Origin of the sequence: Glaesserella parasuis (genome assembly GCF_002015085.1) — a bacterium.
Taxonomy (GTDB): Bacteria; Pseudomonadota; Gammaproteobacteria; order Enterobacterales; family Pasteurellaceae; genus Glaesserella; species Glaesserella parasuis.
This window is the reverse complement of record NZ_MUXW01000005.1, coordinates 24077-47695: the sequence shown is the minus strand read 5'-3', so window position 1 is coordinate 47695 and position 23619 is coordinate 24077. Positions and strand designations below refer to the sequence as shown.

General features: G+C 35.6%; 17 protein-coding genes. 8 read left to right on the top strand and 9 right to left on the bottom strand.

Features of this window, described 5'->3' with window-relative positions; all coding sequences use genetic code 11:
* Window positions 1-24 precede the first annotated feature (24 nt).
* Entirely contained in the window at window positions 25-1551 is a 1527-nt protein-coding gene (locus B0183_RS02880) for a class I SAM-dependent methyltransferase (RefSeq protein WP_078208300.1), read from the top strand.
* A 26-nt stretch (window positions 1552-1577) separates the two neighbouring features.
* Here B0183_RS02880 and tusA read toward each other — a convergent pair whose 3' ends face one another.
* Window positions 1578-1820 carry a sulfurtransferase TusA gene (tusA, locus tag B0183_RS02875; RefSeq protein ID WP_021117882.1) on the bottom strand — a complete coding sequence of 81 codons (243 nt, stop codon included), beginning with the start codon at window positions 1818-1820 and terminating at the stop codon, window positions 1578-1580.
* 75 nt (window positions 1821-1895) lie between these two features.
* Here tusA and pepQ point away from each other — a divergent pair, with 75 nt between their 5' ends.
* Window positions 1896-3218, top strand: a complete 1323-nt coding sequence (pepQ, locus tag B0183_RS02870) for a Xaa-Pro dipeptidase (RefSeq protein ID WP_078208299.1) — start codon at window positions 1896-1898, stop codon at window positions 3216-3218.
* A 70-nt stretch (window positions 3219-3288) separates the two neighbouring features.
* Here the strand turns inward: pepQ and B0183_RS02865 are convergent, their stop codons facing one another.
* Window positions 3289-4215, bottom strand: coding sequence for a LysR family transcriptional regulator (locus B0183_RS02865; RefSeq protein ID WP_015940109.1), 927 nt, complete (start codon window positions 4213-4215; stop codon window positions 3289-3291).
* A gap of 188 nt (window positions 4216-4403) precedes the next feature.
* Between B0183_RS02865 and B0183_RS02860 the strand changes: the two genes are divergently transcribed.
* From B0183_RS02860 to pfkA, 3 genes are all read left to right on the top strand, one after another.
* Window positions 4404-5093, top strand: coding sequence for a thermonuclease family protein (locus B0183_RS02860; protein ID WP_021117880.1), 690 nt, complete (start codon window positions 4404-4406; stop codon window positions 5091-5093).
* Window positions 5090-6286, top strand: coding sequence for an aminotransferase class V-fold PLP-dependent enzyme (locus tag B0183_RS02855; RefSeq protein ID WP_078208298.1), 1197 nt, complete (start codon window positions 5090-5092; stop codon window positions 6284-6286). Before B0183_RS02860 ends, B0183_RS02855 begins: the two co-directional genes overlap by 4 nt.
* Before the next feature lie 121 nt (window positions 6287-6407).
* Window positions 6408-7373 carry a 6-phosphofructokinase gene (gene pfkA, locus B0183_RS02850; protein ID WP_010786020.1) on the top strand — a complete coding sequence of 322 codons (966 nt, stop codon included), beginning with the start codon at window positions 6408-6410 and terminating at the stop codon, window positions 7371-7373.
* A 123-nt stretch (window positions 7374-7496) separates the two neighbouring features.
* Here the strand turns inward: pfkA and uhpC are convergent, their stop codons facing one another.
* The 5 genes from uhpC to sixA all read right to left on the bottom strand — a co-directional run bounded on the left by uhpC (window position 7497) and on the right by sixA (window position 12946).
* A complete protein-coding gene (gene uhpC, locus B0183_RS02845) occupies window positions 7497-8759 on the bottom strand; it encodes an MFS transporter family glucose-6-phosphate receptor UhpC (protein WP_021111724.1) in 1263 nt (420 codons plus the stop codon).
* 5 nt (window positions 8760-8764) lie between these two features.
* Window positions 8765-10258, bottom strand: coding sequence for a signal transduction histidine-protein kinase/phosphatase UhpB (uhpB, locus tag B0183_RS02840; protein WP_078208297.1), 1494 nt, complete (start codon window positions 10256-10258; stop codon window positions 8765-8767).
* Window positions 10255-10860: a response regulator gene (locus tag B0183_RS02835; protein WP_078208296.1), complete on the bottom strand. Its 606-nt coding sequence runs from the start codon at window positions 10858-10860 to the stop codon at window positions 10255-10257. The genes uhpB and B0183_RS02835 overlap by 4 nt, the downstream gene beginning before the upstream one ends.
* 82 nt (window positions 10861-10942) lie before the next feature.
* A complete protein-coding gene (gene uhpT / locus B0183_RS02830; RefSeq protein WP_021114564.1) occupies window positions 10943-12307 on the bottom strand; it encodes a hexose-6-phosphate:phosphate antiporter in 1365 nt (454 codons plus the stop codon).
* A gap of 147 nt (window positions 12308-12454) precedes the next feature.
* Window positions 12455-12946 (bottom strand): phosphohistidine phosphatase SixA, encoded by a 492-nt coding sequence (gene sixA / locus B0183_RS02825; RefSeq protein WP_038514462.1) that lies wholly within the window; start codon window positions 12944-12946, stop codon window positions 12455-12457.
* 127 nt (window positions 12947-13073) lie between these two features.
* On the opposite strand from sixA, the gene pyk reads away from it, so the two are divergent.
* The gene (pyk, locus tag B0183_RS02820; protein WP_021113250.1) at window positions 13074-14513 is read left to right on the top strand and encodes a pyruvate kinase; all 1440 of its coding nucleotides are present in this window, start codon (window positions 13074-13076) and stop codon (window positions 14511-14513) included.
* 61 nt (window positions 14514-14574) lie between these two features.
* Here pyk and B0183_RS02815 read toward each other — a convergent pair whose 3' ends face one another.
* Together B0183_RS02815 and B0183_RS02810 are read right to left on the bottom strand one after the other, a co-directional pair.
* Window positions 14575-17496 carry a two-partner secretion domain-containing protein gene (locus B0183_RS02815; protein WP_078208295.1) on the bottom strand — a complete coding sequence of 974 codons (2922 nt, stop codon included), beginning with the start codon at window positions 17494-17496 and terminating at the stop codon, window positions 14575-14577.
* A 15-nt stretch (window positions 17497-17511) separates the two neighbouring features.
* The gene (locus tag B0183_RS02810; RefSeq protein ID WP_078208294.1) at window positions 17512-19206 is read right to left on the bottom strand and encodes a ShlB/FhaC/HecB family hemolysin secretion/activation protein; all 1695 of its coding nucleotides are present in this window, start codon (window positions 19204-19206) and stop codon (window positions 17512-17514) included.
* Window positions 19207-19354: 148 nt separating this feature from the next.
* Here B0183_RS02810 and B0183_RS02805 point away from each other — a divergent pair, with 148 nt between their 5' ends.
* On the top strand, window positions 19355-21481 hold the full coding sequence (locus B0183_RS02805) for a TonB-dependent hemoglobin/transferrin/lactoferrin family receptor (protein ID WP_078208293.1): 2127 nt from the start codon (window positions 19355-19357) through the stop codon (window positions 21479-21481).
* Window positions 21482-21570: 89 nt separating this feature from the next.
* Window positions 21571-23532 carry an exodeoxyribonuclease V subunit alpha gene (gene recD / locus B0183_RS02800; protein WP_078208325.1) on the top strand — a complete coding sequence of 654 codons (1962 nt, stop codon included), beginning with the start codon at window positions 21571-21573 and terminating at the stop codon, window positions 23530-23532.
* Window positions 23533-23619 lie beyond the last annotated feature (87 nt).

Sequence of the window (23619 nt, the reverse complement as noted above, 5' to 3'; positions counted from 1 at the left end):
TTATTGAAAAATAGAGGAAATTTTATGAAAAACTGGTCAGAAGGCTATATTAATGATGTAAATTATACTGTGGGTTACTATGATTCTTTAAACCCTAATCAAATGACTATCCCTTTTTTAATGTCAAATTTACAACCACCTAAGGTGATAAATGCCTGTGAATTAGGTTTTGGATTTGGGGTGTCAATCAATGTTCATGCTGCGGCAAGTTCAACAAAATGGTACGGCACGGATTTTAATCCTTCACATGCGTTGTTTGCACAACAAATCTCAAATCAAGTAAATCCGAATAAGTTGGTTGTTTCGGACGAGGCTTTTGCTGAGTTTTGTGAGCGTCCAGACTTACCTGATTTTGATTTTATTGCTTTACACGGTATTTGGTCTTGGATTTCGCCACAAAATAGACAAATCATTGTTGATTTTATTCAACGTAAATTAAAAGTGGGTGGTGTGGTTTATATTAGTTACAACACATTACCTGGTTGGGCATCAAAATCCCCAATTAGATATTTATTAAATCACTCTTATACTAATTTATCTTCTAGTCAAAATAAGCAAGATGCTATTAAGTTATCTTTAGAAAATGTAAAGGCATTATTATCTGTAAGTGATGCTTTAATTGAAAAATCCCCTAAATTATTATCTGAATTAGAACACATAGAAAAACAGAATATAAATTATCTCGTTCACGAATATTTAAATAAAGATTGGCAGCCGATGTACTTTTCTGAAGTTGAGGATGCTCTTAAACAAGCAAAACTAACCTATGCTTGTTCCACATCTTATCTAGATGATTTTGATGATGTGCTATTTAATGATAAACAACTAGAATTTATGGCTCAAATTAAAGACCCATCATTAAAACAGACTGCAAAAGATTTTATTTTAAATAAGCAATTTCGTCGTGATTATTGGATTAAGGGGCAATTACCACTCACTGAACATCAGGTAGAAAAAGAGTGGCGGAAATTAAATATACTACTCATCAAACAAGTTAAAAATATTTCAAAGGAACTTGTGAAATACCAACGTGCCGAAATTAAAGAAGAGTATTTGCAACCTATTATTGAGAAATTATCGGATTATAAAGTTCACTCTTTAGATAGTTTATGTAATGATTTAAAAGAGATTATTCAACCTGTCGTTTTATTTAAAGTTATTGCATTATTAGCCAGCCGTAATGATATTGTGGTTGTTCAACCTGATGATGTAATCAAGGCTGTGAAAGCAGATTGTGATAAATTTAATCAAATGGTTATTGATAATCTATTTTCGTTGAATGCAGTGAATATACTTGCAAGCCCAGTGACTGGTGGCGGAATAAAAATGAATAATATTGAAATTATATTTATTTCTGCTTATAAACAAAAAATTCCAGAGAAAAAATGGGAAGAATATGCTTATTCTATTTTGAAATTACATAATCAGATGCTGCTTAAAGACAATCAAGCACTTAAAGAGGAAGATGAAACTTTAGAAGAATTATCTCGCTTAAAGCAAGAATTTCTTAAAGAAAGTCTAGACGTTGCTAAGATTTTGAAATTGGTATAACTTTGGACTACCTCAGAAAAAAGGGCTTATTCAAGCCCCTTTTTCACCCAATATTGATACGGCTTAGTGTCCGTTTGACTTTTTAATAGCTGATGATCCATAAATTGACAAAAACTCGGAATATCACGAGTAGTTGCAGGGTCGTCAGCAATAATTAGCAACACTTCACCGTCTGCCATATTGCGAATGGTTTTACGAGTAAGCATTACGGGTTCAGGGCAACGTAGCCCTAGGGTATCTAAAGTGTGGTTAATGGTTAGTTCGGTCATATTTATTATCTTATCTATGTAAAAATTTACTCTCTCCCGTTTACGGGAGAGAGGATGATTATATAAAGGATCTTTATGCAACATATCTTTTCACAACATATCGCACGCATTCAACAAATTGTACAGCACGCCTTAGAGCTGGCGCGTCTTGACGGGCTTTGGATTTATGCAGGGCAGGCAAAATACCATTTTTTAGACGACCAAACATCGCCATTTAAAATCAATCCGCATTTTAATTATATTTTCCCTGATCCTACCGCAGAACAAAGTTGGCTTTTTTTAGACGGTAAAAATAAACCGAAACTCTATTTTTATGCACCGCAAGATTATTGGCATTGTACGCCAAATCCACCGACATCGGCATTTTTTGCTGATGAGTTTGAATGGCAAATGCTCACGGATAGCCAACAAATTCAACAATATATCCTTAATCCGACCCATTGTGCCTTTATTGGTGAACAAACGGAGCTTGCCAAATCGCTAGGTTTTGAGCATATCAATCCACAGAAAATGCTAAATGTACTGCATTTTGAGCGTTCGATCAAAAGCGAATTTGAAATTGAGTGCATATATCAAGCTCAACTCACAGCTTTAACAGGACATCACGCGGCAAAAGAGGCTTTTTTTGCAGGTAAAAGTGAGTTTGAAATTAATCTAGCCTATCTTCAAGTGACCAAGCAATCGGATAACAATGTGCCTTATGGCAATATTGTTGCCATTAATCAGCATAGTGCGATTTTACATTACACAAAATTGGATTTCACGCCACCTTGCGAACGCCACAGTTTTTTACTTGACGCTGGCACAAGCTATCTTGGTTATGCCTCCGATCTTACTCGAACTTATGCTTTTGAGCCACAAAGTGAATTTGCCACAATGGTTGCTCAAATGGAACAGTTTAAACTGGATACGATTGCTGATATGCAAGTGGGGATTAATTATCTAAGTTACCATACCCAAATGCACCGTTGGATCTCGCAAATGCTTCATCAGTTTGAGTTTGTGAAATTACCTGCCGATCAAATTTTTGAAGAGGGTATTAGCCGTACTTTCTTTCCACACGGTTTAGGGCATCAGCTTGGCTTGCAAGTCCACGATGTTGCAGGTTTCCAACAAAACCATCGTGGCACTCGCAAAGCTCCGCCTGAGATTTATCCAAGTTTGCGCTGCACTCGTGATTTAGCCGAAGGTATGGTTCTCACCATTGAGCCTGGGTTCTATTTTATTGAGATGTTGCTAAATCAATGGAAAAACCACCCGCTTGCACCTTTCTTTAACTGGCAGAAAATCGACGAATTTAAACGCTACGGCGGTATTCGGACAGAAGATAACATTGTGATGAGAGCGACGGGTGCAGAAAACTTAACGGCAAAAGCTGAAAGTATCAGTAGCAGATAAGTAATTATTACAGATCCCATTTAGCTTAAAATATCTAAATGGGAAATTGGTGTACTCATAAATAATATTTCTAATCTAAAGAAAATAGATCTAATAATGTGGCAAAGCTTTGCGATTTCACTATATTGTGAAACTCTTCAATGTAAACTTTATCTAGATCTGTTTCCCTGATTGCTGCGTATAAATTGCTATATAAGCCATTAGAAGTGATTTTTCTTGCAACAACATAGCCTTTTTCTAAATATGGTTTTACAGCCCAATAAGGTAAGGCTGCAATACCTCTTTTACTGGCAACAAGCTGAATGATTGCGATAGTTAATTCACTAGTGCGTCTTGTTGGGTTTATTCCTACTGGTTGTAAGATTTTTTTCAATAAATCTAACATATTGTCGGGAACAGGATAATGAATTAGTGTTTCGTGACGAAAATCTTCAGCTTCCCAAATTTCTTTTTGAGCCAAAGGGTGATCTTTGGCACAAATAGCAACCATTTCATAAGAAAACAAAGGTTTATAAATAATACCAATGGACTCTTCTATTTCTGATACAACAGCCCAGTCTGCTCGGTGAGCAAGCAATAGACCAACAGTATCAGTATGAAAACCAGACACAATATCTAATTCTATTCCCCCCCAATTTTGTCTAAAAATATCCATTGCTGGCATTAACCAATCAAAACAAGTGTGGCATTCAACAGCAATCCGTAATTCTCCAACTTCTCCTTGTTTAATTCGGGTTATATCTGATTCAGCTTCTATTATTTTAGGTAAAATTTCATAAGCGAGCTGTACTAAACGTTCTCCAGCTGGAGTAAAATGGATTGGCTGAGTTTTACGTTCAAATAGAGTTAGATCATATTGATCTTCTAACAATTTAATTTGATGAGATAATGCTGATTGTGTTAAATGAATACATTTGGCGGCAGCTGAAACACTGCCGCTTTCTTTTAAAGCAATAATAGTTCGTAAATGACGAAGCTCTAAGAAAATTGGTTTCATTAGTCTGAATTTTGAATGTAACAACTACAATTGACCTAGAATAGCATGTATTTACTATATTAGAAAATCGTTTTCCTAATCAGCATTACTTTATTTTTTATTAGCATGCTGGGTTAAATACATAGTTTCTATTATCTATATCATTTTATAAATGGCAAATAGCCTTCTATTTAAATATTACTTAAAATATGAAAAAAACTATTTACTACCATAAATTAGCAATATTACTTTCTCTATTTTTTTCAAATGAACCGATTGTTGCTAAACATATAGCACAGAAAATATGCATAGTTGTAGGTATTTATGATGGCGATACTTTAACCTGCTTGCACAAGCGGACACAACTTAAAGTACGCCTGCAATATATTGATGCCCCAGAATTTGCCCAGCCTTTTGGTAATAAGGCGAAGCAATCGTTAGCTCAACTGGCATTTAAAAAAGAGGTTGAACTTGAGATTACGGGGTATGATAAATATCAACGGCTGTTGGCAGTGGTTTATGATCAGACGGGTGAAAATCTTAACTTAATTCAGGTGCAACGAGGAATGGCGTGGGCGTATCGCCAAACGCAACCGATGTATCTGCAAGCTCAGCAACTTGCTCAACAGCAAAGAATAGGTTTATGGCAAGATAAAAATCCGATCAATCCTGCGGACTGGCGTGCAAGTAAGCGGTCAGATGAACATTCATTTTGGCAAGGTTTTTCGCCTAAGGCACCGCTTGTCACTATAGATTGTAATGTGAGGAAAAGTTGTAACGATCTTCCCGATTATGACACGGCGAAACGCTACTTTAAACAATGCCGTTGGCGAGAGCTAGACGGCAATAATGATGGTATCCCTTGTAATAAACTTTATAGAAAGGCTCAGCGACAATGATTAATCACACTTTTCGTTCCTATTTCCCTTTTTTTCAAGATAATCCCGATGCGGTATATTTAGACACTGCCGCAACGACACTCAAACCGAAAGTGTTGATAGACGCAACGCTCAATTTTTATCGTTCATCTGGTTCAGTTCACCGTAGTCAATATGATTTTCCTCAAACGCAACGTTATGAATTAGCAAGGGATTTAGTGGCAAAACGTTTCAATGTTGCAACACGAGATGCGGTTATCTGGACAAGTGGCACAACCCATTCACTTAATTTGGTCGCAAATGGTTTAGCTGACAGTATTGAAGCTAGTGATGAAATTGTGATTTCTGTGGCAGAACATCACGCTAATTTTATTCCGTGGCAACAACTTGCTGAGCGTAAACAAGCGAGGTTGATTGTGCTGCCACTTAATAGCAACTACCAGATTGCCCCTGAAATGCTACAAACAGCCTTATCAGAACGCACTAAAATCGTTGCGTTTAATTTGGTGTCAAATGTAACAGGGGTTAGGCAGCCTGCAGAGCAATTGATACCGCTTATTCGTCAGCAATGTTCAGCCAAAATTGTGCTTGATGTTGCACAAGCGGTCTGTTGTGAACAAATTGATGTACAAGCACTTGATGCCGATTTCTATGCGTTCTCTGCACATAAGATGTACGGACCAACTGGGGTTGGCGTATTAGCAGGGAAATTGAGTAGCCTTGAGCAACTCCGCCCTCTTTTATTTGGCGGAAAAATGTTACAAGAGATTACTGAGCAAAAGCTCACGATGGCAACATTGCCTTATCGTTTAGAAGCAGGTACACCAAATATCGCAGGAATTATCGCTTTTGGTGAGGTGCTGGAGTGGTTGGAAAAATGGGATTTTTCAGCTTTAAACTCACCGCTTTATCAGCTTGCGAAAGAAGCTCGCCAGCGGTTAGCGACTTATCCCAATATCCGTATTTTAGCGGAAGGGTGTTTAAGCCCAACGATTAGCTTTGTCTTTCATCATCAACATCACGCAGATATTGCGGCGATTTTAGCCGAGCAGCAGATCGCTTTGCGTAGTGGCGAACATTGCGCCAAACCCTACTTACGTTATTTAGCGCAAAATGGCACCTTGAGAATATCTCTTGCTCATTACAATGTTCAATCGGATCTTGACCGCTTTTTTACCGCATTAGATTTTGCTCTCGACATTTTAGAAAATTAATCTCAACTTAGATCAAAAAATCGTAAATTTCCCGATTTTCTGCTAGAACGAAAGGGCGTTATAGGGTAATCTTTGCAAGTTTTTTGATTTATTTTTTAAAATTAAATTTATAGGTATTGATATGGTAAAAAAAATTGCAGTATTAACCAGTGGCGGCGATGCGCCTGGTATGAATGCAGCGATCCGTGGTGTTGTGCGTGCGGGTTTAAGTGAAGGTTTAGAAGTGTATGGTATTCAAGACGGTTATTACGGTTTATATCACGACCGTGTTATCAAACTTGAACGCCGTTCAGTGTCTGAAGTGATCAACCGTGGCGGTACATTCTTAGGTTCTGCACGTTTCCCTGAATTTAAAAATCCAGAAGTGCGTGCAAAATGTGTAGAAACCTTGAAAAAATATGAAATTGATGCGTTAGTAGTTATCGGCGGTGACGGCTCTTATATGGGGGCAAAACTATTGACCGAAGAACACGGCATTGCGTGTATCGGTCTACCTGGCACTATTGATAATGACGTTGCAGGCACGGATTACACTATCGGTTTCCAAACAGCACTTGAAACCGCATTAGAAGCAATTGACCGCTTGCGTGATACTTCAACTTCTCACCAACGCATTTCTATCGTTGAAATTATGGGGCGCCACTGTGGTGATTTAACCTTAAGTGCGGCATTAGCAGGCGGTTGTGAATACATTATCATTCCAGAAAAAGGTTTTGATAAAGAGTCACTAATACGCAACATCGAAGATGGTTTCAATAAAGGAAAACGTCACGCAATTATTGCGATTACAGAATTAATGACAGATGTACACCAATTAGCGAGAGAGATTGAAGAACGCTTTGGCCACGAAACCCGTGCTGCTGTGTTAGGCCATACCCAACGTGGTGGTGCGCCTTGTGCATTTGACCGTATTTTAGCTTCTCGTATGGGCGTTTATGCAGTAGAACTCTTGATGCAAGGCTACGGTGGTCGTTGTGTGGGTATTCAAAATGAAAAATTAGTTCACCACGATATTATTGATGCAATCACTAATATGCGTCGTCCGTTTAAAGAAGAAATCTTTAATACCTCTAGAAAATTATTCTAATAAAAAGTGGCGCTAAGCCACTTTTTTATTATCCGTATCTTTAACCAAATCACTGAATGAGTCGGTGTTCTATTCGGCTTTATCCCAAAATACTAATTGCTTTATTTACTCATAGGTAATTTGTCAATTTTGTGCTTTAAGGAAAGGCAATAGCAATAATGCGATGCCAGAGGCTGCACAAGCAATCACGACAAAAAATCCGGACCAGTGGTATGATTCCATCACTAATGCTAAAGGATAACCAGCTATAGCAGCACCTAAATATGCAAATAATCCCACAAATCCTGTTGCTGAAGCTGGAGTTTTTTTATGGGAGCATTCAGCAGCTGCCATACCAATAAGCATTTGAGGACCAAATACGAAAAAACCTACTGAAAAGAAAATTCCTGCTTGTAATATGAAATTTTCTTTTGGCATAAGCCACATTGCAATAATGGAGAAAAAAATACCAATAGCAAATAACAATGCCATTGGACCACGATTGCTAGCGAATAATTTATCTGATCCCCAACCAGCAACTAGAGATCCTATAAATCCTCCTACTTCAAAGAGTGAAAGTGCGCTATTAGCAGAAACAAGATCATAGTGATATTTTTCAGTTAAATAGATATTTCCCCAATCGTTAATGGCAGTTCTAACCACATAAACAAGAGCATAACTTAATGCTAATAGCCAAATGTATTTATTAAAAAAAACATATTGATGTAAGATCTTATTCCATGTGAGATATTTACCTTCTTTCTCTTGAGCAAGCTCTAAGTTATCATTGCGCCATTTTCCTATGCTAGGTAATCCCATGGTTTCTGGAGTATTCTGTAATCGAAAAAATAGGAATATACTGATTAATATTGCTAAGCCTCCAGCGGCGATAAATCCATATCTCCAACTATAATGTAAGGTGAGATAACCAATAATTAATGGGATCATCGCTCCACCAACATTGTGTGCAGTATTCCAAATAGACCACCATAAGCCTCTTTCATTTCTTGAATACCAAGTTGTTAGTAACTTAGAACAAGAGGGCCATCCCCATCCTTGAAACCAAGCATTAATAACCCACAATATAGTAAACATGAGAACAGAGCTAGATAGGCCAAATAATATATTTGTGATTCCTGTAAGAAATAATCCATAAGCCATAAAATGTTTAGGATTTTCTTTATCTAGGTAAACACCTGAAATAAATTTTGAAATACCATAGGTTATGTAGAATAATGTTGAGATTATCCCTATATTATTTTTATCAATGCCTAAATCAGTAATTAGAGTAGGAACGACATAATTAAAGCTTTTCCGAGTCAAATAGAAGCCGGCATAACCAATATACATTCCTATCATAATATGTAGTCGCCAGTAGTGATAAATTTTATGACTTTGATTTTCCATTATTTTTATACGTAAGGTAAATTAACTATAAGTGTTGTTCCATGTTGAATTGGATTTTTTTCAATAGGAATAGAGATAATTTCAAATGTACCACATAAAATATTCACTCTCTCTTGCATTCCACGAATTCCAAATCCTGTTAATATCTGATATGTATCAAATCCAACCCCGTTATCTGTAATAATAATATGTATATTATTTTTTATTTCAATTTCTATTTTTACCTTATTTGCTTTAGCATATTTTATAATGTTATTCAAACTTTCTTGACATAATCTATATATAGTAATTTCCAGAATATGTTCTAATTTTAAATTTTGATCATTTTTCCATATTAATTCAGTATCAATTTGATTATCTTGAAAATTTAGTTCAATAAATAGATTCTCAATAGCTTGGGGTAAATCTAAATCATCAAGTAGACGAGGTCGAATTCGATTTAGTAGTACTTTTGTTGTATCATAAATATTAAGAGATAATTGCTCTATTGTGGTTGATATTTTTTCATAATTAGGTGCAATCCTTTTTAAAATGTTTGCTTGAGTTCTAATGGCTGTAATATTTTGCCCGACCTCATCGTGTAATTCTCTAGAGATTTCTTGACGAATAGTTTCTTCAGTATTAATCAGCTGCCGAGTTAGTAATCTATTTTTATTTAATTCTATTGATAAACTCTGGTTCAAGTTACGCTGATCTTGAATCGCAAGCCCTAGAAATATTCCTGTGATAGTTTGGGTTGAAATAGATAGTAATAAATCAGCTATAGTGAGATTAGAAAAACTATGTGTAGTACCAATAAGTGCTATACTATTAAGAAGGACTCCTAAAAATGCACCTTGCCAACCATACTGAAAAGCTAATAATATAATAGGGATTGCAAGGTAGAATAAAGCAAACCTATAGAAGGTATCTGGCAATTTCATTTGAATATAGATATTTAAAACAAATAGTAAAATATAAATAAAAATGTGCTTTATTCTTAAAGTTACCGACTTCTTTATTAGAGAAGAAGTAAGAGGAAGCCATTCAGTCTTAAATAAAAACTCATTGATTAAATAGCAAGCAGGAACAATCAATACCCCACCAGTAAAACTTACAAGAAATGTGAAGTAAAATTCTGATGAGGAAATGGCTACAGCATTGATCATACTAATTGAAACTATAGTGCTAAGTTGAATTGATAATTTTTTCCATTGATTTCCACTATAGTATAAATATGATAAGTAAATAATTGGGATACTACATATACTTAAAATAAAAATAGAATATTGATATATTTCTGGAAATAAATAGTTTAATAAAATCAATATACTAATTTCAGAACAATATACAATAGGCCAGAATTTAGGTTGAATATGCAATATAATACCACTACGTAAGGCAAACGGCAAAAATAGACAGGCCAAAACAATATCTGAAAGTAAATAATCTGAGATTATCCATAAGCAGAAATAAGAACAAATTATCAAAAACCAAGAGTATAATATAGTAAATATCATTTTAGTTGTGAATTTAATAAATTCGCTAATTCAACATTATTTTTGACATTGAGTTTATTTATTGCATTAGATCTATGAACATGTACTGTCTTAAAACTCAAATTAAGTTTTTCGCCTATTTCCTTTGGTTCAAAACCTAAGATTAATAACTCACAAATTTCCCTTTCTCTTTTTGTTAATTGCCCTACCAGATTAGACTGTTTAGATGAAACTAATTTTGTGGTTAGTTCTGGCATTAGATATACACCTCCTGAGCATACTGTTTTAACCGCTTGAATTAACTCACCAGGATTACATCGTTTGCTTAAATACCCTTTTGCTCCTAATTCTAACGCTTTTTTTATAATTAAATCTGAGTCATTTACACTTAGCATAATACAGTGGATACCTGACGGTATATCTTTTAATAAATCTAAGCCACTTTCATCTGGCATTGAAATATCAATAATACATACATGAGGTTTTAAATAAGGTAAATGTTGACGAGCTTCTTTAGCAGAAGAAAATTCTCCAATAACAGTAACGTCACTCTCTAAAGAAAGGAGTTGAGAAAAACCAGAGCGTACAATGACATGATCATCAATAAGAACAACATGAATCATAAAATCCTTCCAATTAATAATAGCGTATTTCTATAAAAAATACGGTGGAAAAGTCCACCGTATTCTTGTTACTCAGCATATTCTATCTTTTACGAATTTTTTTCTCTTCTGCGATTGCAACGAAGGCTAACAATCCAATACAAGTAATTGCTGATGCATGAAGTGCTGCAAAAGTACCACTCCATCCGGTTAGACCAAAAATTGGAGTACCGTCAGCAATCATTCCTAATCCTAGTTTTGCAAAACTATCTCCAATTAAGTAAGCAAAGGTACCTTTCACACCATCAGCAACAGCAATTGCTTTTTTAGGGACAAACCCAACAGCAGCCACGCCAATCAGTAATTGAGGACCAAATACTAAAAAGCCTAAAGCAAACAATGCCGTTAAATACATAAATTCATTAGTTGCAAACTGATAGAACTCAAGAGTAAAAACAATCAGACCTAGGGCAATACAAGCGGTTAAGGCACGACGACCATTTGCTAAATCAGATAAATATCCCCATAAGAATGTACCCACTAATGCCCCGACTTCAAATAGAGCAAAACCGGAAATAGCAGCATCTTTTGAAAATCCTAATTCTTGATAGGCATATACTGGGGACCACTGATCAATACCAATACGAACAATATATAGAAAAATGTTAGCAAAGCATAGTAGCCAAATAACTTTATTTCTTAATACATATTGAACAAATATCTGCCATTTGGTCAGTTGATTTTCTTCAGTATTACGATCTTCCTCACTAATTTCCTCCCCAAATAATTCTTCCGCTTTACCTAAACCATATGCCTCAGGAGAATCAGAACCATAGCGTAATCCTATAAATCCAATAATTAATGCAATAATTGATGGAAATACAAACATTCCAATGACATGTCCATTAAAGAAGACATTAGCTCCGAATAATGCAACTCCAGCAGCTGCCGCACCACCTACATTGTGTGATAAATTCCAGAAACCCAAAAATGTTCCTCGTTTCTTTCTAGGCGTCCATTTAGTAATTGTGGAGTAGCTAGATGATCCCCCTGTACTTTGGAAAAAGCCACTAAGTGCATAGAATGAAATCATTAAGAACAGTGCAATGCTCCCTCCTCCCATACTAGCACTAAAGCCAAGCATACAGATAGCTGAAAGAATAAGCATAAATGGTACAAATTGTTTTGTATTTTTACCATCAGCATAATAAGAGACTACGGTTTTCCCAATACCATAAGTAATTGAAAAACCTAAGCCAATAAGTCCTAAATCTGTTTTAGTTAAACCGTAAGTTTCGATCATATCATTTTGTGCGATGTTGAAATTCTTACGAATCAAGTACATTGCCATATAACCGATAAATACAACTAAATAAGATTGCATAAAAGGTTTGAACCACATTTTCCGTCTTTCTTCTAGGGATAGATCTAAGACTGGGCGTCTAACTTCAGCTAAAAATGAAAACATAATTTCCTCTGATATTTTTAAAAAGATGTTTAAATTTTAAGAAAATTATTTCATTGCTCCTTGAGAGAATCCCCTAAATAGAATAAGAAAATTTCCTAGTTTAGATACCGTTAACTGTATTTTGTGACTAAGATCACATTTTAGGGTTTATTGTGAATTTCTAGGAACAATAACGGACAGATGGTTTTTCCCTTCAACCTTGGATATTTCTGCTATAACCGCAGGAGAAAAATGTACTCTCTGCTGTGTTAGTTGATAGACTAAGTCAAAGACAAGGGGCAAGTGAGAGATAATCAGCACATGCTTCGCTCCCTCTTCTCGTAGAAATGCAAGATAATCAATCACTGTGTCGGGATTTCCGTCAGGGGTAATCTCTTCCCATGTTTCCGCAAGATTTGCAAAACTTTGCATAGTGTTGACCGCTTGCATACCTTGTTCTACGGCTTGTGCCGTTTGCTGTGTGCGAAGGTAGGGGCTAATGATCACTTTATCTAATTTAATTTGTTGATTTTCAAGCCTTTTTGCAAGCCATTGCCCTTGTTGATATGCCATCAATTTACCCTGTTCAGTTAAGTTTCTCTGTGCATCAGTTGGGGCATTGAAACCTGCTTTGCCGTGTCGCATGATCCAAATATTCATCGGTTTATCCTCTTCGTGGTTTAAACAGAACACTTTTAGGCGTATAATGCACGGCGTTTTTTGTTGTTGCAAGCAACAGATAAAAGATTTCTATTTTTCACAATTTAAACAATGGAGTAATTGAATAATGTCTCGTAAACTCAGAAGAACCAAAATCGTTTGTACAATGGGTCCAGCTACAGATCGTGGCAATACGTTAGAAAAAATCATTGCTGCTGGTGCAAATATGGTTCGTATGAACTTTTCTCACGGTGTGCCTGAAGATCATATCTCTCGTGCAGAAAAAGTGCGTGAAATTGCAAAACGTTTAGGCAAACACGTTGCGATTTTAGGTGACTTACAAGGCCCTAAAATCCGTGTTTCTACCTTCAAAGAAGGCAAAATTTTCTTAAACATCGGTGATAAATTTACCTTAGATGCAGAATTACCAAAAGGCGAAGGTCATCAAGAAGCGGTTGGTTTAGACTATAAAAACCTACCAAACGATGTCGTTCCAGGCGATATTCTTTTATTAGATGATGGTAACGTTCAATTAAAAGTGCTTTCTATTGACGGCGCTAAAGTATTTACTGAAGTTATCGTGGGCGGTCCATTATCAAACAACAAAGGTATCAACAAATTAGGTGGCGGTTTATCTGCTCCAGCATTAACGGACAAAGATAAAGAAGATATTAAACTTGCAGCGAAAATTGGCGTGGATTACCTAGCGGTATCTTTCCCACAATCAAGTGCAGATTTAAACTATGCTCGTCAATTAGCAAAAGAAGCGGGATTAGACACTAAAATTGTCGCTAAAGTAGAACGTGCTGAAACCGTTGCAACTGAAGAAGCAATGAACGACATCATTTTAGGTGCAGACGTTATTATGGTGGCTCGTGGTGACTTAGGTGTTGAAATCGGTGACGCAGCATTAGTTGGCGTTCAGAAAAAACTTATCCGTCGTTCACGCAAATTGAACCGTGTTGTAATTACCGCAACGCAAATGATGGAATCAATGATCAAAAAACCAATGCCAACCCGTGCAGAAGTTATGGACGTAGCAAACGCAGTATTAGATGGCACTGACGCGGTAATGCTTTCAGGTGAAACGGCAAACGGCGACTACCCAGTTGAAACAGTAAAATCAATGGCGGAAGTCTGTTTAGGTGCTGAAACAATGCCAAGCATCAATGTTTCACGTCACCGTATGGAAGGTAAATTTGAAAATGTAGATGAAGCTGTGGCAATGTCTGCAATGTACACTGCAAACCACTTAGAAGGCGTTTCTGCAATTATCGCATTAACCAACTCAGGTGAAACCGCAAAATTAATGAGCCGTATCAGCTCAGGCTTACCAATCTATGCCCTTTCTCGTAACGAACAAGCGTTAAATCGTTGTGCGTTATACCGTGGTGTAACCCCAGTTCATTACGATCAAGACAGCCGTACTATTGAAGGTGCGAAAAAAGCAATCGCTCTACTGAAAGAACAAGGCTACTTAATGACCGGAGATTTAGTGCTACTAACTCATGGTGATGAGTTAAAAGAAGGTGGTACAAATACTTGCCGCATCTTACGCGTAGAATAATCTACTAAGTCGATAAAAATCCACGCAAATGCGTGGATTTTTTTATTCTCTCAAATTTAATCTAACGAATTTCGCCTACTGAGACTTTGGCATCGGTATGTTTATTGCCAATAATTCGATCTTCACATTTATTGTTTTCATCACAAATAGAGACAACAACACTCTTCTCATCTTCTAGTGCTTCAGATTGTAGAGATTTAACTCCCGACTTATTATTTTCAACTAAATTACTCTGTTCGCGAGATAGATAAGTTGGCTTGAGTCCGTTAAGTTTATCTAATATCGTATTTAATTGACGCTCATTAAGTCTTTTGATATTCCCATCTCCAGCCAACTCATCATCACCATAGTTTGTTTCTCTCGGTTGCTCATAAAATGTAAAATCAGTATTTTTTAGCACGATAGGCATATCTTTATGGCTGTAATAGGCTTTAGCGCCATTTGGAGCTAGTGCGATAACCGTTGCATTCTCAATCGTTGTCTTTGTAGCATCACCTAGTGCTAAAGCAAAGTTAGCTGCATTCGCATCATTATCAGCAGAGCCTGTAATACCAATTTCAGGTGCAGGTTTAGGTCCAGTATTTAACAAAGTAATCGTTAAATCATTTTTTGATTTTTCACCGCGTAATGTTGCATTTTTATCTGTCATCAACGTATAACCTTGATGGCTTTTCAGGTTAATCGAACTGCTATTTCGCCCTTCTAAATCCCCAACAACATACATTGTTGCCGCTTTCATTTTTGAACTCGGTGAAACATTCAGTTTTTCAGCCCCCTGAATATTTAATGATGTGTGATCTAAAATCGTTTTATCTGCACTTAACCCAATTTTATGGATACGATCGTAATCAGATTCAAAAGACATATTTCGATCAAAAGTAACATTAAATTGGCTGTCGGTTAAATTAATATTTTTTGCCATAAGATTAATAAAACCATCATTCGTTTTTATATTACTATTACGAATATTAATTGTCGTTTCTAAATGGCTTTTAGGTGTTTTAATAACTTCTTGTTTAATTTTGTCATAACTATTATTTGTAGCTGTCCACCAATCAAATGCATATAGGAACTCATTATTAATCCATTGACGTAAATTATTATTGAACTTCCATCGTCTTTGAGTATGATTTCTTTCTGTACGCAACGCTCTATCTTTGGTATTGAAAATCGCATAGTCATAGCTTGGTTTTTCTTTATTATAGGAATATCCCCCATAAATATAGAAATTACCTCTTCCTATATGAGTAAGACGATCAATATCAACATTATTAAAGCCACCAACAATGACAAAATCATCAACTTTATCAAGCTGCAAATTACTAATATTTACGCTAAAAGGCGATCTTTGAGTATCTTCTAAACAATAGGCAAGATTAATACAAGTTCTAGAATCTTCTAAATTTCTTCTTAAACCATTTCTGCCCAATACAATAGCGCCATTATTGAAATTAAATTTACTATCTATAATCTGAATATCTGAAATGCCTTTATCCGCAAAATTTTTATCCATTAAATCTGTCGCAATAAATAAACGCCCATTTTTAGTATCTATATTTGCTTTATTAAAACGAATATAGCTAGGATTAGTATAATTTAATTGTGTATTTAATAATAAAACTGAATCAGTATCTTTATATGAATCTATATTTATATCACCTGAAATATCAAAATTATGTGCATTTAGATTTACTTCTCCTGAAATACCAAGTAAAGAACCTAAAAAATTACTGCTTACAAAAGAATTCTCACCTACTTTTTTATTTCCAATATCAAGATTATCGGCTAATTTCAGATTAACTTTTGTCTTTAATTTTTTAGAACCATCATCATAATAGTTTTTATCTTCTCGAATTAAATCGCCACTCAGATTAACTTTTTTTATAGCTGGTTCAAAATAACTACTAGTTGAAAAATCAATGCTATCTTTAACAGTAAGTTTTGCGCCTTTTTCAGCATTTAAGTTAATTTCATTCTTTTTCGCTTTTATTTCTAAACTTTCAGCTTGAATATCACTATTTTTTCCAAATTGGATATCATCAGAAAATAAGGTTATTTTTCCAGAGCGAGACATTACAACATTATCAGCCTGTAATAATCCATCATTATTAACAAGGTTATTAATTAACTCACTTTTTCCCTTAGCAGTTAGCTCAATATAACCATCTTCAGTAATAATAGAACCTGAATTTTTCACAATACTATTTACTGTATTTTCTTCAAGATCTAAATCAATAGATGTTGTATCTAATTCTAAGCTAAATTTTCCGCCAGCCCCCAACACTACTTGTCCGGGGCTTTCAATGGTTTCATCACGTTCAAAATCAATCCACTTAAATCCCCAAGGATTATTTTCACGACAATCACTTGCTTCTCCCCAAATACTATTACAATAGCGACCTTTAACTTTTTTCTCTTGTTTAAAGTATTTAGCTTCAATTATTCCCTTATTTTCAACATCATTTCCAAGTAAAGCGACAAACGCATTTTCGCCATTTGCAACAATTTTACCCTCATTAATAATTTTTCCTTCAGCGGTTTTATGATTTTGGCGTGGAGTAAAGTTGAAATTATTACTATTGCTAATTTTTTCAAGATCTTTAGTTGTAGCAAGTAAGCTACCCACATTCACTTGAGCATCTTTCGTAATAATAATTCCGTTAGGATTAGCAAGAAACACACGACCATTTGCTTGCAATTTACCTTGTATTTGACTTGCATTTCCGCCCATAACACGATTATAAGCAATAGCGGTTGAATCAGGCTGTTTAAATTCAACACTATTTTGTTTTCCAATATCAAAACTTTCCCACTCAATACTCACTCTGGGTGATTCTTGAGTAATTGTCATTGTCTTATTTAAGGTGTTAATTTGTGCATTGCCGTCTGTAATTTTATGATTTTGAGGTAAATCTGCAGCATAAATATTTGCTGTACTAAGTGCCGTTGAAATAGCTATGGAAAGTAAAGTTTGTTTACGCATTTATGTTCTCCTTAATTAAAATGTTTTAATTGCAGATAACCAAAATTGATTTTTATCTACATTGTTATATTTTTTACCAATAGGTTTTGAATAAGCTAAATTGATAGAATAATGATTAGGTTCAATTAAATTCAAACCAACTCCGATGCTTTTTAAACGGACTTTATTCTCAACAGACTCTGATAATTTCTCGGTATTTTTATATTGTTTTCCAAAACCCTCATCATAAAAGAGTGAGCTTACTAACATACTTTTTGAGAAAACAGGTAAGTAATGTTTTAGTTCCGCTTGGATAATATGCCCCTCATCAACAGAAACAGTGCCTGCTTGATATCCTTTTACTCCTGATAATCCACCTAATAGGAATTTATTGCCACTATCTAGATTTTTATCGGTTAATTGCCCACTAACAGCCAACGTAATACTGAAGGATTTAGGTAAAAATTGTTCGTGAGATAGTGAATAATTAAATGTCGTAAATGTACGTTTAGGTTGGTAATTCTCTGATAAATAGTGTTTTTTCTCATTCGTTGAATGGCTTTCTTTCCCAAAAATAGTATTGAAAGAAAAATAGGTAACGCCTTCTTTTATACTATTCCAAGAACCACCCAGTCCTATGCTAGTCGTATTTACTTTCCGTTTTTGTTGTAAATCAACAGATTTTTGTTCATCTGATAATTTCTGATGATTAAATGCTAATTTGCTATCTAATCTTAAACTTGCAGTTCTAATAGTAGGGTGAGTAATATAACCACCTAAATTATAAGTACTTCCTTGAGCATTAAGGTCTTTAAAATTCGCACCTAATTTATATTTTAAATAGTTTGAATTTACGCCAACTCTTGTGCCATATCCATCAATAATAAAAGAATAATCTGCTCTTAGGTTATACAAATCGAAGGTATTAGAAGCAAGTACATCAAAATGTAATTCATCGCCAAGCCCAACTAGGTTATAAATTTTATTTCCTAATGTTGTTCTATATTTTCCAGTATTATTATTTCCTTGATTATCAATGGAAATATATCCATTCCAACGTTTATTATCTTTAAGATTAACCGTAAGATCTGTTTTACCCGTATTTTGTCCTGCTTTCAAAGATAATGCTGAGGTAATTCCTTTAATGTCATTGAGTAATAGAGCCAACTTTTCTAGCTCATTCTTAACCAAATATGAATGACTTTTTACAGTGGTATTCACCATCCGCATAACCAAATCTTCTTTTAAACGGCTTCCATTTCTAACTACCACCTGATCAAGCGCTCCCTTTATCACGAAAATTTGCAATTCACCATTATTAATTTCTTGTGGTGGAATAAAAGCTTTAGCGACAAGATAATTATTATCACGATAATAGTTAGTAATTTGTTGAGCTAACCGATTTAAGTCATCTAAGGTAATTTCTTGATGAAGATAAGGCGAGGTGATAGATGTCAGATTATCTTTAATTTCATTTCCGTCCAACTCAAGCAATTTCACTGAATCTAAACGGAATTTAAGACTTTCTTTGTTGGCTGGAAGATTCTCTTCTCGTGTTGGTGTTTTGAACAGCTCACCAGAGGGTTTTACTTTTGCTGCTTGCATCTGGCGTGTCTGTTCCAACTGCTTGTTCAATGTTCCTGAATCTAGCATTGGATTTGCATAAGTAAATCCAGCAACACACGAAAGAATGATTCCAGTAATTACATTTTTTCTATGAAAATGTTTCATTTTGATAGGTCTCCTTTATTAACAATCTGTTAAAACTCTTTTTATCGTTTATTTTTAATCAAATGATAAGAATTATCAATATCATTATTGATAATTTACAATATCTTTTGTAGGATATTTATTATTCAAACTAAAAGGAGCAATTAAAATGAGACTATCAAAAATTTATACAGCCCTCTTTCTCTCTTTGCCTACTTTATCCCTTGCAGATAACAATGTTTCAGCTGAACTCGCTGAAATCTCTGTTATTGCAAGTAGAGACGCATTTCACTGGACAAATCACACAAGTCAGAAAGCGACCTTAAACAAAAATCAATTATTAACCCAACAACCAATAAGTACGGCAGATGCACTTAAACAGATTACAAACGTGGACATTGCTGGCGGCTCAAGAGGAATAGCGCAAAAGCCTATTATTCGAGGCTTAAGTGGCAATCGTGTTGTTCAGGTGATTGATGGGGTTCGCCAAAATTTTGACTTATCTCACCGAGGTTCATATTTTTTACCTATGGCACTAACTCAAGAAATAGAAGTGATCAAAGGCCCTACAAGTACTTTATGGGGAAGTGGTGCATTAGGAGGAATTGTTGCGATCAGAACACCAAATGCACTTGATTTATTAAAAGATAATCAACAAATTGGAGCAAAAATTCATCAAGGATATCAATCTGCCAATTCTCTCTCTGAAACAGATGTCAGTGTCTTTGCTGCAAATGAGAAGTTTGATGGACTAGTGAGTGGCTTTTATAACCACGCTGATGATTTGCGTTTAGCAGACAGTAAAAAATTAGTAGACAGTCGCTATACTCAAAAAGGCGGACTTTTTAAATTTGGTTGGCAAATTAATGATGAAAATCGCCTTGAGCTTTCTCATCGTTTAAGTCATTTTGAACAAATTGCCCCAACTAACAATGAAGTTGCTGAAGAATTTACCGACCAAGATGTGATACAACTTATTGGAAACTGGCACCGAAATAATCTAAATGCTGCTCCTACCGAGATGTCTGCTTTCTATGAAGGACTCACATCAGTACTTGGAAGTGTAAGTTATCGAGCTAAACAAAAAATCACAGACCAAAGTAGCGCACTACACTACTACTTTAACCCTAAAGATAATGATTATATCAATAGCCAATTGACACTATATCGTAACAGCACAAAAGAAAAAGAACAGCGTATTGCAAGCGGTTTGCAAGATCAAACAAAACTCAGCTCTGTGGGTTTAAGCATACGCAATTCGACGGATCTAAATTGGTTAGCCCTAAACTATGGTGTAGATTTTATTTCAGACCGAGTAGTAACGCAGCGTGAGAAAAATGCCACAACACCATTCCGCCCGAATAATTATGATGCTAAATCTAAAAACAATGCATTTTATCTTTTAACACATATTCCATTATGGAATGAACGCATTATTGTTTCGCCAAGCGTTCGTTATGATCATTTTAAAACGCAAAGCGACGAAGCCAAATATAGTGCAAGTCGTTGGTCTCCATCAATCGCAGCGACTTGGAAAGCAACGGATTGGCTAGATCTAAGTGCTCGTTATAATGAAGCTTTCCGTACGCCATCAATGCAAGAACGTTTTGTTAGCGGCTCTCACTTTGGTACAAATTTAATGGGACGCTCATTTAATAATACCTTTGTAAGTAATCCAAACTTGCGCCCAGAAACCGCGAAAAATAAAGAAATTGCGGCGAAAGTTCATTTTGATAATCTCTTTGTGCATCAAGATAAATTCATATTCAATGCGACTTATTTCCAAAATGATGTCAAAGATTTTATTCATCTTGATATTTTCCGAGCTTCACAAAGAGATATGATTCCATCTCTCTCGCAGTATCGAAATGTAGAAAATGCTCGCTTAACAGGGTATGAACTAGAATTCGCTTACCAGCAAGAACGTTTAGCATTGGGATTGAATTATGCTCAAACAAAAGGCAAAAATCGCCAGACACAGGAAGCCTTATCCAATATTCCAGCGAATAAATTAGGCTTTACTATTGATTACGCGATAGTGCCTCAAACATTTATGGTTGGAGCGAATATCACTCACTATGCAAGTCAGAAACGAGTGCCTAAAACACACGCAATGACTTATCCAAGTTATACTCTCACAGATTTAAAAGCAAGTTACACCCCTTCTGGCGAATGGCGTAATTTACGTTTGGATATGATGATCGAGAATGTCTTTGATAAAAAATTCCAACCTGCATTTAGCTTAATGGAAGGGGCTGGGCGCAATATTAAATTGAACGCTTCTTATCAGTTCTGATTTTTAACAAATATTGTCTTAAAAAATCCACGCAAATGCGTGGATTTTTTTATATACTGCTTCCATCAATTCCTATCAAAATTTTGCTTATGTTATCCCTACTTTATGCCTTAAAAACGGAGAATGTGATTTCTGAATTAAACTATCAATTTGCAAAGATGATTGATCAGAAACAGCAGGATTATAACTATACAGCTCAACAGCAGAATTTAGCTATCTTTCTGAGTGCATTAGTTTCTTTTAATGTGATGCAAGGACATAGTTGTGTTCGTTTAAATTCTGATTTAACAACCAATCCTTTTGGCTTGCAAAAAAAGAATTTCAGCAGTGATTTTCATACGGAGATTTTGCAAAAAATTGAGGGAATTTCACCGCTTAAGTGGCAGTCGTTGCTACATAACCATATTGCTTTTAGCCAAGATCCTACACAGGTTGCCCCTTTATTATTTCAACAGGGGCGGCTGTATTTTTATCGCTATTGGCAGGCAGAGTATCGTATAGCACACTATTTACAACACGCGGTAAGTTTGGATTTAAAAAAAGCAGATATCGATCTTCATCGTCAAATTCTACAACGCTTTTTTCCAAAACAAGCTGACACGGATTGGCAAAAAGTTGCTGTTGCAACGGCATTAACTAAACGCTTCTGTCTGATTTCAGGCGGTCCAGGTACAGGCAAAACCCGAACAGTTGCCATTTTACTTGCAGCATTACAGCTTAAACAGTTAAAACAGAACCAACCGCTTTTTAAGATTGCCCTTGCTGCTCCGACAGGAAAAGCTGCCGCTCGTTTAAAAGAAGCTATTTCAAATAATCTCGCTAGCCTTGATATTCCTGACAGTTTGAAAGCAGAAGTACCAACCAGAGCCTCAACAATCCATTCGTTAATCGGCATTAATCCCCATAGTGATCTACCTCGTCATCACGCTCAAAATCCACTGCATTTAGATCTGTTAGTCGTGGACGAAGCGTCAATGATCGATCTCTTCATACTGGAAAAACTGTTGAATGCCTTAAAACCAGATACCCGTTTGATTATGCTTGGGGATAAAGATCAACTTGCTTCTGTAGAAGCTGGAAATTTAATGGGGGAGTTGGGTAGTTTGATCAGATTTGGTTATAGCAATGAGCATAGTGACTATCTAACTGAGGTAACAGAACATCAAATTTATCCTACAGTGGAAAATGTCCCCGCAATTTGTAATTCATTATGTCATCTTCGTCGAAGTTTTCGTTTTGACGAAAATTCAGGGATTGGGCAGTTAGCTAAACAAGTGAACACCCAACAAGCGGTGAAATCGTGGCAGATTTTAACGAATAGAGCTTATGATGATTTAACATTAGCGTGTTACCCTAAAGTCACGGATTTTCCTGAAAAATCACAATGGATACAACACTGTGTAAATAGCGTGGTAGAAAAAGCGGTGGAGTTATATTCCGATTACTTGAACAAAGTGAAAGCTCGAGTACTTTCCCCAGAAGCCGTGTCTATCGGTGAGATATTTAAAGCATTCCAACAAGTACGCTTTTTGTCAGCCTTACGCGTCAGTGAATTGGGCGTAGAACGATTAAATCAAACCATTGCAGAAGCCTTATTACAAGCACGTTTATTACATTTTAAACATAGCCGAGACAGCTACATTGGCAAGCCAATTTTGATTACCGAAAATGCCCCTCAACTTCATATCTTTAGTGGTGATATTGGCTTAATTCTTCCAGATGAAGCAGGAAGATTGAGAGTATATTTTGAAACAGAACAAAATGGAAAACATTTAGACATTTCCCTTAGTCGTTTGCCAAGTTATGAACCCGCCTATGTAATGACCGTGCATAAATCACAAGGTTCTGAATTTGATCATACTTTATTGGTAATGCCACTTTCTCATTCGCCAGTATTAACAAAAGAACTGATTTATACGGCGATTACCCGTGCTAAAAAACAGTTTACCTTGTTTAGTGAAGAAAAAATTTGGAAACAAGCAGTAAAAGCAGAAATTCAACGACAAAGTGGATTAAAAGAACAAATATTGGCAGATATTTTAATGAAATGATTTGGAATAAGTGGACTATAATCCACAGAAATACTTTAGAAGATGTTAATGGCAAATTGCAGAAAATTCTGTTTCACATTAGAATAG